11 protein-coding genes and 1 pseudogene are annotated in these 15,199 nt (G+C 57.1%); 9 read left to right on the top strand and 3 right to left on the bottom strand.

Annotation, left to right across the window (positions count from 1 at the left end):
* The first annotated feature begins 246 nt into the window (after positions 1-246).
* Positions 247-1,638, top strand: coding sequence for an MATE family efflux transporter (locus tag GYN08_RS18105; protein WP_166277173.1), 1,392 nt, complete (start codon positions 247-249; stop codon positions 1,636-1,638).
* A 78-nt stretch (positions 1,639-1,716) separates the two neighbouring features.
* Here GYN08_RS18105 and GYN08_RS18110 read toward each other — a convergent pair whose 3' ends face one another.
* Positions 1,717-2,520: a hypothetical protein gene (locus GYN08_RS18110; protein ID WP_166277176.1), complete on the bottom strand. Its 804-nt coding sequence runs from the start codon at positions 2,518-2,520 to the stop codon at positions 1,717-1,719.
* Positions 2,521-2,618: 98 nt separating this feature from the next.
* Here GYN08_RS18110 and GYN08_RS18115 point away from each other — a divergent pair, with 98 nt between their 5' ends.
* The 5 genes from GYN08_RS18115 to GYN08_RS18135 all read left to right on the top strand — a co-directional run bounded on the left by GYN08_RS18115 (position 2,619) and on the right by GYN08_RS18135 (position 9,489).
* Positions 2,619-3,344: an HAD family hydrolase gene (locus tag GYN08_RS18115; protein WP_166277179.1), complete on the top strand. Its 726-nt coding sequence runs from the start codon at positions 2,619-2,621 to the stop codon at positions 3,342-3,344.
* A 593-nt stretch (positions 3,345-3,937) separates the two neighbouring features.
* Positions 3,938-4,783, top strand: a complete 846-nt coding sequence (locus GYN08_RS18120) for a VanW family protein (protein ID WP_166277182.1) — start codon at positions 3,938-3,940, stop codon at positions 4,781-4,783.
* Between the two features lie 436 nt (positions 4,784-5,219).
* A complete protein-coding gene (locus GYN08_RS18125) occupies positions 5,220-6,455 on the top strand; it encodes a sensor histidine kinase (protein ID WP_166277185.1) in 1,236 nt (411 codons plus the stop codon).
* On the top strand, positions 6,448-7,092 hold the full coding sequence (locus tag GYN08_RS18130) for a response regulator (protein WP_166277187.1): 645 nt from the start codon (positions 6,448-6,450) through the stop codon (positions 7,090-7,092). The genes GYN08_RS18125 and GYN08_RS18130 overlap by 8 nt, the downstream gene beginning before the upstream one ends.
* Positions 7,093-7,314: 222 nt before the next feature.
* Complete coding sequence (locus GYN08_RS18135; RefSeq protein ID WP_166277190.1) at positions 7,315-9,489, top strand: MMPL family transporter; 2,175 nt, start codon at positions 7,315-7,317, stop codon at positions 9,487-9,489.
* 380 nt (positions 9,490-9,869) lie between these two features.
* On the opposite strand, the pseudogene GYN08_RS18140 reads toward GYN08_RS18135, so the two are convergent.
* A pseudogene (locus GYN08_RS18140) lies at positions 9,870-10,895 on the bottom strand (glycoside hydrolase family 88/105 protein); the annotation flags it as partial.
* 190 nt (positions 10,896-11,085) lie between these two features.
* Here GYN08_RS18140 and GYN08_RS18145 point away from each other — a divergent pair.
* Together GYN08_RS18145 and GYN08_RS18150 are read left to right on the top strand one after the other, a co-directional pair.
* Positions 11,086-11,976: an AraC family transcriptional regulator gene (locus GYN08_RS18145; RefSeq protein ID WP_166277193.1), complete on the top strand. Its 891-nt coding sequence runs from the start codon at positions 11,086-11,088 to the stop codon at positions 11,974-11,976.
* An 18-nt stretch (positions 11,977-11,994) separates the two neighbouring features.
* A complete protein-coding gene (locus GYN08_RS18150) occupies positions 11,995-12,315 on the top strand; it encodes an iron-sulfur cluster biosynthesis family protein (protein WP_166277196.1) in 321 nt (106 codons plus the stop codon).
* Between the two features lie 70 nt (positions 12,316-12,385).
* Here the strand turns inward: GYN08_RS18150 and GYN08_RS18155 are convergent, their stop codons facing one another.
* Positions 12,386-13,216, bottom strand: a complete 831-nt coding sequence (locus GYN08_RS18155) for a hypothetical protein (RefSeq protein WP_166277199.1) — start codon at positions 13,214-13,216, stop codon at positions 12,386-12,388.
* 218 nt (positions 13,217-13,434) lie between these two features.
* On the opposite strand from GYN08_RS18155, the gene GYN08_RS18160 reads away from it, so the two are divergent.
* Positions 13,435-14,934 carry a potassium/proton antiporter gene (locus GYN08_RS18160; protein ID WP_166277202.1) on the top strand — a complete coding sequence of 500 codons (1,500 nt, stop codon included), beginning with the start codon at positions 13,435-13,437 and terminating at the stop codon, positions 14,932-14,934.
* Positions 14,935-15,199: the final 265 nt, after the last annotated feature.

Here is a 15,199-nt window from a genome sequence, read left to right on the forward strand (position 1 = left end):
AACAAATCGGAAAAATGCCGCCAGCGGCCTTGTCCTGCCCGGAGAACAGTGTTATATTGGCAAGCGTGGCGGAACTGACGGTATCTCGACTGAGTCCGGCAGCCGGGTCTCAAGAAGCCCGCAGCTTCCCAACGAACGCCTAACTCAACGATAGTCAGCCACGCTCTTCAGCCCTTGCGGCGCTGGAAGAGCGTTTTTGTTTTTGGATCAAGACATTCAAAATTTACGGATAAAGAAGGGTAAGACATGGCAGAAACGGACATACGCATGGGGCGCCGGAGCGCGCTGTTGGACAGATATCTCTCCGGACGCTCGATCGATTACAAACAGATCATTTCTTTGTTTATCCCGCTGCTCGTCGACCAGATCTTCATCGTCGGGCTCAACCTCGTCAACACGGCGATGATCAGTTCGGCGGGGGTGGACGCGGTCAGCGCGGTCAATATGGTCGACTCGCTGAACGTCTTCCTGCTCAGCATCTTCGTCGCGGTGGCGACGGGCGGTACGGTGGTGGTGGCGCAGTATAAAGGCAGCGGCAACGCCAACATGGTCTCCCGGTCGACGGCGGGCGCTGCATCGGCCGTCTCGCTGCTGGCGCTGGTGATCGGCCTCGTCATGATCGTGTTCCATAATCCGCTGCTGAACCTGCTGTTCGGCTCGGCGGAGCCGGCCGTCATGGAGCTGGCCCGCACGTACACGATCGGCAGCGGCATCTCGTACTTGGGCATTGCGTTCGTCGAGGCGGTATGCGGCGCGCTGCGCGGCATCGGCCGGACCAGGGCGTCGCTCGCGCTGTCGCTCGTGATGAACCTGAGCTACGTCGGCTTGAATCTGCTGTTCATCAACGGGCTCGACCTGGGCGTGCTGGGCATGACGCTGTCGGTCAACATCTCGCGTTATCTGGCGGCGGCCTGCGCGGTATACTATCTGATCAAGATCGATGCCGAGCTGCGGCTGCGGATTCGGGACTTTTTCGAAGTCGGCCTCGATATGCTGAAAAGGGTATTCAAAATCGGCATGCCGTTCGCGGCGGAGCAGATGTTTTTCAACGGCGGCAAGATTCTGACCCAGGTATTCATCGTCAGCATGGGCACGCACGCGATCGCGACCAACGCGATCAGCGGCGCGCTGGCCGGCGTGATGCAGATTCCCGCCAACGCGCTGTCGCTGACGCTGATCACGGTCGTCGGTCAGTGCATGGGGCGCCGCGACGTGAAGGACGCCAAGAAGCTGACCAAGTCTTTCGTCGTGCTGGGCTCGTTTTTCTATCTGCTGATGGGCCTCATCATCCTGCCGCTGTTCCACCCGCTGATCGGCATGTTCAATCCGCCGGCGGACATCGTGGACGACATCTTCCTGATCGTGCTGATCAATACGGTCGCGCAGATTCCGCTCTGGTCGATCAGCTTCATGATTCCGTCCGCGCTGCGCGCGGCGGGCGACGCCAAATTCACCTCGGTCGTGTCCATGCTGTCGATGTGGCTGTTCCGCGTCGTGCTGGGCTATATTCTCGGCGTCGTGTTCGAACTCGGCATCCTCGGCGTCTGGCTGGCGATGGACTGCGAATGGGCGATCCGGGGCGGCATCTTCATCTGGCGGTTCATGGGGCGGAAATGGTATCGGCATAAGCTGATTTGAAAACGCGTTATATCGTAACGAAAAAACCATGCGGAGAGATCGCGGCGATCTTTCGGCATGGTTTTTGTTTGGGCGGATTCAGCGGCGTCGCGTTCTGCGCGATTTCTTCATTTTCAGCAGGAGCGCTCCTCCGACTGTCACGAACCCGATAGCCGCTATGATCGGCACGATCGGAAGAGTCGAGCGGGCGGGAGAAGGATCGGCTTCGGCGTCAAAGCCTGCCTGAATGAGCGGAATTCGAGCTTTTTCGGAGGGGGAGAATCCGGGCTCGAGTCTCCTTGCGTCAATTCGCTCATAGAGCTCCCGGATCGGATGCGCGGTATGGGTGAGGATATCGAAAAATTGAGGAGCTTCGTCCGTCTCCACATAAAATCCCCGGATTCGGAAATTGGGATCGTGGATATAGGTTGCGCGCTGAGCGGAAGGGATGTGTTTGGTGATGTCATTCAGCTCTCGATCCAGATCGGCAATCGGAGTGACATCGACAATTTCCCATTCGTTCATACCCTGCTCAACCTCCACGGTTCCGACCGTTTTTCCTGCCAGGCGCAAAGGAAATTCGTAGCCCATCCCGAAAAAGTCATGCCCTTCCAGGGAGATTTGCTGCACCATGATCCCGTTTCCCAATCGGGCCTGCCGAAAATCGCCGTCCGTATCGTAACGCTTTTTCATGCTGTTCAAGTATTCGGCGAAATGTTCGTCGAACAATGCTTGAATCTCCTCTGTCATCACGGGGCTGACGTAATCGACGACGGGTCCGGCGTTTGCCGGATTGTGCAGCATGCATGAAAAAGCGAAAATGGCCAGGCCGATCCTTAATCGTTTCCCCGTCTTCATCTGGATTACGTCTTGGTTCGGTCGAATGCCGCAAGAATTGAACATCGCCCGGTCCCCTCCCTTTTTATAGTAGAATGTAGAAAGAGAAAAGCTTGCTGTATGGTCTTGCGAGGGATGCGGCTTGGCTGGAGGGAGAGATTTTCGTGTACAATTTCATTTTCGATATCGACGATACGGTCTATGACCAGATCATTCCGTTTAAAAAGGCGTTCGACCGAAACTTCGCGCAGTATGCCGCATTGTCGCTGGACGATCTGTACCGGCATAACCGTCATTTCAGCGACGAAGTGTTCGAGCAGACCGTGCGCGGGGAGATGACGCTGGAGGATATGCACGCTTACCGGATCACGGAAGCTTTTCGGGTGATGGGCATCGAGATTTCGAGAGAAGAAGCGCTGCGATTCCAGCGGGATTACGCCGCTGCGCAGGGAGAACTTGAACCGACGCCGGATATGCGGGAAGCGCTGGACTACTGCCGGGATCGCGGACTGAAGTGCGGCGTGATTACGAACGGACCGGCGGAGCATCAGCGCAAAAAAGTGAAGCAGCTCGGCATCTACGACTGGATCAAACGCGAGAACGTCGTCGTATCCGGCGAATTGGAGTTCATGAAGCCGGACGTGAGGATCTTCCGTCACGTCGAGCGGCTGCTCGGCATCAAGCCGGAGAACACGTACTATATCGGCGACTCTTACGCGAACGATATCGTCGGCGCGAAAGGCGCGGGCTGGAAAGCGATCTGGATCGACCGCCGCGGCACGCGGGTTCCGGAAGGCGGCATGCAGCCGGACATCACGCTTCGCGGAAAGGATTCGGTCGCGGCGGCGATTCGGGGAATCTGCGAAATGGAGACCGAATCTGTTACCTGATCGAGCCTTACATGAATTAAGAGCGCTCGAAAAGGCTTGCCCCGCTTCGCTTATTTCCCCGGACGAAATACGCATTCGCAATCTTTGCAGTATAAGTATGTGTTGGCTTCTTGAACGGCTTTCTTTTTGCGGTCGGCCCTGCTTTTCAAGTAAATGACGATAAAAATGCTGAGCGGGATAAACAGCATGGTCGGAAGCGACGAAGAGAAAGGGATAGGGAGTTTCGAAAATTGGGATAAGGACAAAAACAGAATCGCGATGAGTATGACGCTTAAGCGGCCGTATCCGGGCTTCCTTGCGTATTTGTACCGGAACGCTACCCGTCTGCCTCCGCATTGAGGGCAGTTTCGCCACTTCATGATGAAAAATCCTCTCTTGTTCGCAGTCGAAACCGCGTTTTTTTGATCATGGAAATATGCATATGCTGACTGGCTTGTGTCAAGTTTATATTATCAACCAAAATCAGGATTCACAAGACAATCGGAAAGAATCGGTCGGCGATGCGGGAAAAACTCGGCGTGGCCTACATAACGAAACGCCGCTTATTGCGTTTAATATAATGAGGCAATGTTCAATAGAAAGGGGCTTATCTCATGCCGACTTCGCAAAGTCCGATTCCGGCTTCGCTCAAACCGATTCCCCGTTCCGCTCTTCGCCTGGCCGCCGGCCGCGCCTACTATACCGGCCGCCGCCGGGCGGACTGGCTGTTCGGCGGAAAAAAGTACGCTTCGCAGCGCCGGGAAGCTTCGCTGCCTCACCGCGTGTTCGGCCATCAAACGATCCTGCTGCGCCGCCTGCGGGACGTGGACATGCAGCTTCAGGTCAACAAAGTCGCCAACCTGCGCATCGCGGCGCGTCGTCTCGACGGCATCGTTATCCGGCCGGGCGAGACGTTTTCGTATTGGAAGCTGATCGGCCGACCCACGAAAAGGAAAGGGTATCTGGACGGCATGGTGCTGCACTACGGCGGATTCAAGTCCGGCACCGGAGGCGGGCTGTGCCAGATGTCCAACCTGATCTACTGGATGACGCTGCATACGCCGCTCGAAGTGACGGAGCGCCATCGCCACAGCTACGACGTGTTTCCCGATTCCAACCGCACCCAGCCGTTCGGCAGCGGGGCGACTTGTTCGTACAACTATCTCGATCTGCAGATTCATAATCCGACGCCGCACGAGTACCAGCTGCGCGTGACCGTCGGGGAAGAGAATCTGATCGGGGAATGGCTTTGCGAATCGCCGCCGATTTATACATACGAGATCTACGAAGAAGATCATCGGATGACGCAGGAATACTGGGGCGGCTGCGTGCGGGAAAATACGATCCGCCGCCGCACCTTCGCGCCCGGAGGAGAGCTTGTGGACGACTGCGAGATCACGCGCAACCGCGCGCTGATGATGTACACGCCTTTTCTGCAGGAGGCAAAAGACGAGCATTAACGGAGAAAAGGCAAGAAGCCCGCAGTTCGCTGCGGGCTTCAGGCTGTCAAAAAAGTCACGTAGTAGAGAGAAGCAAGCCGGCTCCGAGAGAAATTCGTTAGTGTATGCTTACGAAGTGCCTTTCTTCGAAAGGCTGTAGGTCGCGTGTTGAAATCGGGAAAAGAGATCGAATTTTAGCGGAATTTTTCCGATTTCAAAGGCGAACACTATCAGCGTATGCTTCCGAAGCGGCTTTCTACGAAAGCCTGTACTTCACTGAATTTCTCTCTCCGCCGTCTCGCTTCTAGCTGCGTTAGACTTTTTCGACACGTTGAAGCCCGCATTTCGCTGCGGGCTTTTTGCCCAAAAGGGAAGTTCAAGGTGCCTCTATGTACGTTGCCCGGCGCCTTCGTTTGTCCTATGCTGGAAGCAGAAAAGATTGAGGGGCGTGATCGGAATGGATATTGATGCGGTGCACCAAGAGGCGGGCGAGAGGCGGCAGCGCCGGCAGGGAGTCGTTAATCAGCTGTCGGTAGCCAGGCTGCCGGTGCTGATCTGGGTTACCTTGGTGTATATCGGCTCTATGGTGCTCCAACTGATAAGCGAGCCGCTGCTGCTTCAAAGCCTTGTATTCACCGCATTATTCACCGTTCACGTCCTCCTTTATTGGGCGCCTTACCAGGTGACGACCCGGCAGTTCTGGCTCTACTTCCTGCTGCAGGGCTGCCTCATTTACTTGTGCGCCATCCTGCTTCCGGGCGGGCATCAGGGCGTGCTGATCGGACTGCTGCCCGTGCTGGTGACGCAGTGCGTGACGCTGGCTTCTCCGATCAAAAGAGCCGTGTGGGTCACCTTGATCAGCATGTTCATCTACTTCGACGTGGCGCTGACGATCGGCAGATTGAACGAAGTGTGGGACTATCTCCCTTTCCTGCTGCTGATGATGGTCATCGTATTCGCTTACGGCGTCCTGCTCAACCGTCAGGTGGAAGAAAGGGTTCGCCTGCAGCGCTTTTTGCGCGAATTGACGGAAGCCCATAAGAAGGTAGAGGAGCTGACGCTGCAAAACGAAAGGCAGCGCATGGCCCGCGACCTGCACGATACTCTGGCGCAGGGGCTGGCCGGCTTGATTATGCGCCTCGAAGCGACGAATACCCATCTGGCCAAAGGAAACACGGAACGTGCGCAGGAGATCACCCGGCAGTCGATGCAGCAGGCGCGAAACACGCTGGCCGAGGCGCGAAGGGCGATCGACGACCTCCGAGCCAAAGCTTCGTCCGAGATCGATTTTAAGGAAGCGATCGAAGACGAGGTGCGGCATTTCAAGGAAGCGACCGGGATCGCGGCATTTACGGATGTGAATCCGGTTCCTTTTTTGCCCAGATGGGTGATGGAGCATACGCTGCATATCGTCAAGGAAGCGCTGACCAATGTCGCTCGCCACGCGAAAGCGGACAAGGTCTGGCTGAACGTCGATAAAGAGTCGGAGTACATGACGATCGAGATCAGGGACAACGGGGTCGGATTCAACAGCGGAACAATCGGCAAAATGACGGGGCATTACGGGCTGATCGGGCTGCAGGAACGGGCAAGATTGATCGGCGGGGAATTGAAGGTGTTCAGCGGCGGCGAAGGTACCGTGCTCAAATTGGACGTGCCGCTCGAAAAAGGAGGATCTGGAATCCATGTATAAAGTGCTGATCGTCGACGATCACTTCGTGGTGCGCGAAGGGCTGAAGCTGGTGTTGGAAACGGGAGAACGGTTCGAGGTGGCCGGAGAAGCGTCGAACGGGGAAGAAGCGCTGCGCTTGATCGAAGAAACGGCTCCCGACGTGATCTTGATGGACCTCAATATGCCGGTAATGAGCGGGCTCGAAGCGATGAAGCGGCTTAAGGAGCGGGAGTGCCGAATTCCCGTCATCATTCTGACCACGTACAACGAGGACGAGCTGATGATGCAAGGACTCGCTCTCGGGGCCAAAGGCTATCTGCTGAAGGATACCAACAGCGAAAACCTGTTCCGCAGCATCGAATCCGCGGCGCGGGGCGAGATGCTGCTGTCCGGCTCCGTCATGGAACGCATGATTGCCCTTCAATCCAAGCCGAGCGATCCTCCTCCTCAAGAGTCGAAGATTATGCTGACCGACAAAGAAGCGTTCATTCTGGAAAGCGTGGCGCAGGGATATACGAGCAAAAGGATCGCGCTGGACATGGCGGTATCCGAGCGGACGATCAAATCCCATCTGACGAACGTTTACAATAAGCTGGGCGTCGATTCCCGATCCCAGGCGGTAGCCGTCGCGTTGGAGCGGGGACTGATTCAAATTTAGCGGGCCGAACCGACAGAAAAGGATCGAACACGAACCGAAAGGCATGCGGAGAATATTCCGCATGCCTTTTTGCCGCTTCCGTCATCTGCTTGTTCTGATCGGGAAGCGCCGGGCTTCCCGAAGGGGCAGCGCGACCGCGCCCGTTAGGACGGTTCGGGAATGCGGAGAAAACTCTAAGATAGAAACAAATCCAACAAACCAAACAAAGAGGAGAGAAACAAAATGGCCAAACTATTATACCGGATCGGATACTGGTCGGCGAAGAACCGGATCAAGGTGCTGCTCGGCTCGCTGATCCTTCTGCTGGCCGTATCCGGTCTGGCGATTTCCGCGGGTGCGAACTTTAACCAGGAGACCACGATCCCCGGGCTGCAATCGCAAAAGACGCTGGAACGAATGAACGAGGAATTCCCGGGAATGCAGGAAGGCGGCGGGAAGACCCAGATCGTTCTTAAAGCGAACGGCGCCAAAGGCTTGAACGACGAGGCGGTGAAAAAGCAGATCGAAAGCCAGCTGCAGAGCTTGAGCAAAGATCCGCTGGTCGAGTCGGTAGCGAGCCCGTACGACAATCACTCGCTGACCGAAAACGGCAGCATCGGCTACGCGACCATCGCTTACAAAGCAGCCGGCGCTGATGTGCCGCAGTCGTCGAAAGATTTGGCCGATCAGGCGGCGGAGGCGCTGCGAAGCGAAGGCATTCAAGCCGAGCTGACAGGAAGCGGCTATAAGCCGGCCATGGAGATCGGCGGAGCCACGGAGGGCGTCGGCGTCATCATCGCTCTGGTTATCCTGACGTTCGCGTTCGGCTCCTTCCTGACCGGCATGCTGCCGATCGTGACGGCCGCGGCAGGTCTTGGAGTCGGCGTCATGCTCATCATGTACGGTTCGAATTACCTGGACGTCCCGACGTTCGCGATCAGCCAGTCTTCGATGGTCGGTCTGGCGGTCGGCATCGACTACGCGCTGCTGATCATTTCGAGATATCGGCAGGAGCTCGGCAAAGGGTTCGAGCGAAAAGAAGCGATCGCCATCGCCAACGGCACGGCGGGCAGTTCGGTCGTATTCGCCGGCGTGACGGTCATCATCGCTCTGCTCGGATTGTCGGCGGTCGGCGTGCCGTTCCTCGCTATGATGGGCATCGCGGGTGCCGTATGTGTCCTGCTCGCCATTCTGACGGCCGTCATCGTCGTACCGGCCCTGCTTCAAGTCATGGGCGGCACGATCAAGCCGAAAAAAATCAGCCGCAGACGATCGGCGCGGGGAGAAGAAAGCGGGAATCTGTGGGGCAAGCTGGTTACCGGACGTCCTTGGCTGACCGTACTGGCCGGCGTCGTGCTGCTGGGCGCGATCGCGCTTCCTTTCGCCGATATGCAGACCGGGCTTCCGGACGACAGCCAGCAGTCGACGGAGAAGACCGAACGGCGGGCGTACGACCTGATGACGGAAGGGTACGGGGCCGGTTCCCACGGTCCGCTGGTCATTCTGGCGGATACGCGAGGAGGCGAGCAGGGAAAGGCGGACCTGGCCAAAGCCGCGAAAGATCTGGAAAGTTATCCGAACGTCGTCAGCGTTTCGCCGCCGATGCCGGGCGCGTCCGGTAAAGCGTATCTGTTCACCGTCACGCCGGGTACCGGTCCGAACGATCCGGCGACGATCGATCTGGTCAACTATATCCGAGACCAGGCTTCCGCCATCGAGCAGCAGGACCATGTGAGCTTCTCGGTGACCGGCAGTACGGCCGTCAACATCGACATCACGCAGAAGCTGAACAAAGCGCTGCCGCAGTTCTGCCTTATCATCGTCGGCCTGGCTTTCGTTCTACTGATGGTTGTGTTCCGTTCCCTGCTTGTGCCGATCAAAGCGGTACTCGGGTTCATCTTGTCGCTCGGCGCGACGCTGGGCTTCGCCACCTTCGTTATTCAGCAGGGGCATTTCCAGAACCTGTTCGGATTCCATGCCCAGTCGCCGATTCTGAACTTCCTGCCGATCATCCTGGTCGGGATCCTGTTCGGACTGGCCATGGACTATGAAGTATTCTTGGTCAGCCGCATGCGGGAAGCGTTCAAACAGACCGGAGACGCCAAGAAATCCGTGCGGATCGGCATGCGGGACAGCGGAGGAGTCGTCACGGCTGCCGGGCTGATCATGGTATCGGTCTTCACCGGCTTCATGCTGGCCGAAGATCCGATGATTAAGGTAATGGGCTTCGCTCTTACGTTCGGCATCTTCTTCGACGCCTTCGTCGTCCGGTTGTTCATCGTTCCCGGCGTAATGTCGCTGCTCGGCAAATCCGCCTGGTATCTGCCGAAATGGCTCGACCGCCTGCTGCCGAACCTGGATGTGGAAGGCGAGGAAGTCATGAAAGTCGTGGAAGAAAAACAAGCCAAAGCAAGCTGAGGAGCGGCCGCGAGGACAATGCGAGGCCGGTATCGATATGAAGAGTGCTTAAACCGCAAAAGAAAAGGCTGCCGATTCTGATCGGCAGCCTTTCTCTGTTCCGGCGGCGCATCCCGCGCGCGCGGCAAAGCGTAGGTTGAAGCGGATCTCCCGAAGGAGACCGGAACCATTTAATCGATACCCGGCACGCTCTCGGCAGCGTTCTTCGACGCGGCGCGGGCGTTTTTGCGTCCTTTCGAGGCAGCGGAGCCGCTTCCGCTTTCGGCGTTCGGGCCTCCGTCCGGCCCCGGCTTCTTCGCGTCGGCTCCCGAGGTCCCGCCGGCTTCGCCGTCCGCCGGACCGCCGGCGGCCTGCCGGCTCTCGGCGATCCGCTTCTCCTGCTCCTGATCTTCCAGCGCCGCCGTCAGCAGCGCCAGCGCGAGACCTTGGCCCCATCCCTGCGCCCATTTGCGGTCGATGCCCAAGTAGCCGTCGATATCGTTCATGACGGCGGTGCCCCCGGAGACGTTCAGCACGCGGCCGCTGCCTGTGATGTTGGCAATCACGCCTTCCAGCGCTTTGCGCACGTATTTGCCGTGCAGCGGGTTGCCCTGGATGATCATCGCGGCGGCAATGCCGGCCGTGGCCGAGACTTCGCCGTACGCTTCCGGATAGTCGAGCACCGTGCCCCAGAGACCGTCGCCTTGCTGCAGCTTCTTGATCGCGGCCAGTTGGTCGCGCAGCGAGCTCCAGATATGCATCATCGGCGGATAGAGATAGGCTTCCGGCAGGCCGCGCGCCGCGCGGGCCATCGTGTAGGCGCCCCAGGCGTTGGCGCGCGCCCAGTGAATACCGGACATATGATCCCGCTTGATGTTGTTGTAGCCGTGGTACCACAGCCCGTTATCCTCGTCCTGCAGGTAATTGATATGCCAGAAATACTGATGCAGCGCGTCGTGGATCAGTTCTTTGCGGTCCAGCATGACGCCCGCTCGCAGCAGGAAATATGCCGCCATGAACAGCGTGTCCGCCCAGGCCTGCTCGGGGAAATCGTTGTTGGCCGACACCGTATGCTGGAGCACGCGGTCCCCGAAGCGCAGCGCGTTTTTTTCCAAATAATCGATCTTGCTCAAGATAAGGTCCAGATACTTCTGCTCTTTCGTTTCGGCGTACAGCGTCAGCAGCATATGGCCCATCGCGCAGGCGTTGACCGTCCACACCGGCGGCAGGCCGGCTTCGACGTATTCGTCGACCCAGGCGATCATGCGATCCAGATATTTACGGTTTCCCGTCGCTTCGTAAGCGCGGCTCACGCCGTAATAAGCGACGCCGCACGGCCAATCCCAGGTCAGATCCATATCGAGGGTGTAGTCGGCGACCCGGTCGATGAGAGACTTCAGATCAAGCTTTTCCGTATGCAGTTTCATGGATTTTCGCTCCGTTTTCTCGAATTTTGTACCGCCGGTTTTCTGCTTGTAAGCGTTCTTATTCGGTTTTATGGTAGCACAACAACTTGTACATATTTTGCGTTTTTTGACCGGTTCTTCTCGGATCTTGCGCTCTTGCCGATATGGGTTATAATGGGGGCAGCTTGCGGGCGAAAGGAAGGCTGAGCGCATGGACGAGCTGTATCACGACAACGGCAAAGAGACATTTCTGGTGCACTACCGCAAAGGGCCGAGCTATCAGATGACGACCAGTCATTTTCATACGACGTACGAATTTTTCTATATGATGGACGGGCAGCGCAAATTTTTCATCAAGGACAGGACGCTGATCATCGAAGGAGGCGACATCGTCGTGGTGGCGCCGAACGTGCTGCACCGGACGACCAGCGCCGAGACGCCGGAATACGAACGCCTCGTCGTCAATGTGCACGAGAGCTACCTGCCCGAAGGCGGGGGTTCGCGGTCGGAAGTGCTGCGTCCGCTGTACGAGCGGGATTATGTGCTGCTGCGCCGCGGCGCCTACGAGTCGTCGGGCGTCGACGCGCTGGCCGGCGAGATGATTCGCGAGGTGAGGAGCGGGAAGCCGGGCTTCGAGGCCTACGCGCAGGCGCTGACGACCCAACTCCTGATCGCCTGCTGCCGCCTGCTGCCCGAAGAAGAGGAGCAGCCGCCGGCCCACAATCCCATGCACGAACGGATCTTCGAGGTGGTGCGCTACATCAACGGGCATTACGCGGAAGAGCTGACGCTGCAAAAATTGGGAGGGAAGCTGTACGTCAGCCCTTATTCGATCAGCCGTTCTTTTAAGGAAGCGACGGGCTTCACGTTCGTGGAATACGTGAACAGCGTGCGGGTCAAGGAAGCGATCACGCTGCTGCTGGGCACGACTTTAAAAGTGAACGTCATCGCGCGCAAAGTCGGCTTCGGCAGCGTGACGCACTTCGGACGCGTTTTCCGGGAAGTGACGGGACATGCGCCGCTTTTTTACCGGAAAGAGAGTCAAGTCCGTGAAGAAGTGAGCGCCGACACCCGGCGGAGCGCCGCAAAACGGGTAAAATAAAAACAGGAGGGATCAATCATGCGCATTCAGATGGACGAATATACGGAGAGCAAGATCAAGGAGCAGATCGGCGATCGTCCGGGCAGCCTGCGGCTGGTCTACGATACGATCAACTGCGGCTGCAACGGCGTCGTCACGCTTCAGATCGCGGACAAGCCGTGGGAGACGGACGTGCCGGTGGAATCGGACGTCTTCGAGGTCTGGACCGACCGCCAGCAGGAGCAGCAGTTCGATCCGGTGATGAAGCTGGAAGCGGACCGGAATTACCCGTCGTTCACGCTGTCCAGCGACGGAGCCGTATTTACGCGGAATTTGCGGGTTGCGGACCTGCGGGGATAAAAAAGACCGTCAATCGCTCGGGCAAGGGCGGTTGGCGGTTTTTTTCGTCGTATGCGGACACGGCGAATCTTCAGCGCGATAGTCCGTATACGACCGACGCGACGACAGCCAGAATCGCGACGATCGTCAAGACGATCTTCATGCTGCTGCGCGGAACGTCGCCGGCGGCCGTGCCGGTCTGTCCGTTCAACAAACTGAACATTCTGCGGCCGCGGTATTCATAATCGATGCGGTAAAAAGGCAGCAGCACGCGCCGGAAACGGAGACGGCGAAATTCGATCGTCAGCTTCAGGTCGGCTACCGAATCTCCGCCGATTCTGCGCGTCACCTTTTTTGCGAGCGCTTGATCGATCTTTTTCCGGCCGATTGCCCATCCTTGGGGGAAAGAAAGCGCGGAACCGGTCAGCCTGTAACCGCGAGTACGCTCCGGCAGCCAAGGTTCGAGCGCCGCATGATCGAAGTCGCTGATTTTTTCGAGCAGGCGGGTATCGTAAACGTCGGAGGCGGAGACATTCAGATGTTCGAAAGTCTGTCCGTGCTCGCCGCTTACCGGCGTATAGTCGGTCGTTGTCGAAGTCTCCGTATAAGTTTCGCTGTTGCCGTTGGAATCCGTTCGGGTGTAAGTATTCTCGAACCTTCTGTCAAGGCCTCTTCTCGCCGTGTAGAAGGAGTTCGTATCCGCGCCGAACGACCAGAAAGGCAGGTAGAGCGGTTCGATCGAAACGGGCAGCGCGCCGTGCCTGAAGAAACGGGATACGAAGCGCCGCTTTCTTCTCCACAGCAGGAAATGTTCTTCGGCCTGTACCGGAGACAACACGAAGGGAATCAACGCATCCGGCCAACCGGAAGGATCGGACGTATCCTGTGCCCGTTCCGGATCGAAATCATGTTCCGCGATCATATCGACATCATCCTTTTTCTGAATATATGACGCAATGCGTACCGGCCGAGCATTCGGTGCCGGATTACGTTCTTCTTCATTTATGCCTTATAATGAAAGTATATCGTTTATGACGCGTACACGAAACGCGAATCGGCCCGCGGAGCGAAACGCCCCGGGCTTGATCAGACCGTTTGCGGTTTGTGTACACGCCTTAACCAGATAAAGGAGGGGAATGGTTGCAGTTCACGGTAGATAACTCGATCCTGCTTTTTTCCGCTTTATTGATCGTCGGCGTATTGACCACGAAGTTTTCTTCTCGTCTGGGCGTACCCTCGCTCGTGTTCTTTATCGTAGTCGGAATGGTATTGAGCCGATTCATTTATTTCGACAATGCGTATTTGACGCAGCTGTTCGGCATCGTGGCGCTTATCGTCATTTTGTTCGAAGGCGGGCTTCAGACGAAATGGACCAGCATGAAAAAGGTGATCGTGCCTTCCGCCACCCTGGCGACCGTCGGCGTGCTGATCACGACGGTTACGATCGGCGCGCTGGCCAAATACATTTTGGGCCTGACCTGGCTCGAAGGCATGCTGTTCGGCGCGATCGTCGGTTCGACCGACGCGGCGGCCATATTCGCGGTGCTGGGCAGCAAAAACATCCGGCCGAAGCTGACGGCGACGCTCGAAGCCGAGTCGGGCACGAACGATCCGATGGCGATCTTTTTGACCGTATCGTTGATTCAGCTTATCCAAAATCCGGAATCGAGCTTTCTGACGCTGATCCTCGGCTTCGTATGGCAGATGGGACTGGGCCTGGTGATGGGGCTGCTGCTCGGGAAAGTCTCGGTGGCGATCATCAACAAGATCAACCTCGATTCTTCCGGGCTGTACCCGGTTCTGTCCATGGCGCTTGCCGTACTGACGTACAGCGGCACGGCGATGCTCCATGGAAGCGGATTGCTGGCCGTATACGTCATGGCGGTGCTGGTCGGCAACTCGGACCTGACCTATCGTCATTCCATCTTCCGCTTCAACGAAGGCTTCGCGTGGATGATGCAAATTCTGATGTTTATCCTGCTGGGTCTGCTGGTCTTCCCGCATCAGCTGCCTTCCGTCACCTGGCAGGGACTCGGATTGTCGATCCTGCTTATGTTCGTGGCAAGGCCGCTGGGCGTTTTCGTAAGCATGATCTTCATGAAATTCGATCTCAAAGAAATCACGTTCATCTCATGGGCGGGGCTGCGCGGGGCGGTTCCGATCGTGCTGGCCACATACCCCATGATCGCGGGCATCGAGCATAGTCAGCTGATTTTCAACGTCGTCTTTTTCGTCGTCTTGACCTCGGCTCTGATCCAGGGCTCTACCATTTCGTTCCTGGCGGATAAACTGGGACTGCTGGGCGGAAAAAAGGCGACGGCCCCCCACAGTCTGGAGCTGGTGTCGATCGGCAAAACGAACTCGGAAATCATCGAGATCGACGTGGAAGAAAATTCGGTCGTGGAAGGCAAACAGATCCAGCACGCCAAGCTTCCCGTAGAAGCGCTCGTCACGGCGATCGTGCGCGACGAGAAGATCATTACGCCCAAGGGCGCGACACGGATCAAGGCCGGCGACATTCTGTACGTCCTGCTGCCCAAGTCGATGCGCAAGCAGGTGCAGGCGATGTTCGACAAGCCGGAAGAAACGCCCGAACCTCCGGCTCCTCCGGAACCGAAAAAGCGGGCGCCGAACAAATAACGGATACTTAAAAAGGGGCCTGCTTCGGCAGGTCCCTTTTTTGAGCGAAAATTCGCGAAAAGCAAACAAAAACATGAAAACCGTACAACATAAAAGAATTATTCGTGGACAGACCAACTGGAAATCCTTAATATAAGAGAGAGTTATTGACGGAAGATTTTTTTGTAAGCGTTAACATTTTGATTTATTAAATCGTATAAATGATCGTTTTGTGCTTTTTTGCTTTACCATTCGGTTTTTCGGCAGGGATTAGCGGACTGCGAGA

Source organism: Saccharibacillus alkalitolerans, from assembly GCF_011090185.1.
Classification (GTDB): Bacteria; Bacillota; Bacilli; order Paenibacillales; family Paenibacillaceae; genus Saccharibacillus; species Saccharibacillus alkalitolerans.

Coding starts and splice junctions, on each gene's coding strand:
- GYN08_RS18145 (WP_166277193.1), top strand. CDS start 11,086: ATGGACGAGCTGTATCACGACAACGGCAAAGAGACATTTCTGGTGCAC.
- GYN08_RS18110 (WP_166277176.1), bottom strand. CDS start 2,520: ATGTTCAATTCTTGCGGCATTCGACCGAACCAAGACGTAATCCAGATG.
- GYN08_RS18120 (WP_166277182.1), top strand. CDS start 3,938: ATGCCGACTTCGCAAAGTCCGATTCCGGCTTCGCTCAAACCGATTCCC.
- GYN08_RS18135 (WP_166277190.1), top strand. CDS start 7,315: ATGGCCAAACTATTATACCGGATCGGATACTGGTCGGCGAAGAACCGG.
- GYN08_RS18150 (WP_166277196.1), top strand. CDS start 11,995: ATGCGCATTCAGATGGACGAATATACGGAGAGCAAGATCAAGGAGCAG.
- GYN08_RS18155 (WP_166277199.1), bottom strand. CDS start 13,216: ATGATCGCGGAACATGATTTCGATCCGGAACGGGCACAGGATACGTCC.
- GYN08_RS18130 (WP_166277187.1), top strand. CDS start 6,448: ATGTATAAAGTGCTGATCGTCGACGATCACTTCGTGGTGCGCGAAGGG.
- GYN08_RS18125 (WP_166277185.1), top strand. CDS start 5,220: ATGGATATTGATGCGGTGCACCAAGAGGCGGGCGAGAGGCGGCAGCGC.
- GYN08_RS18105 (WP_166277173.1), top strand. CDS start 247: ATGGCAGAAACGGACATACGCATGGGGCGCCGGAGCGCGCTGTTGGAC.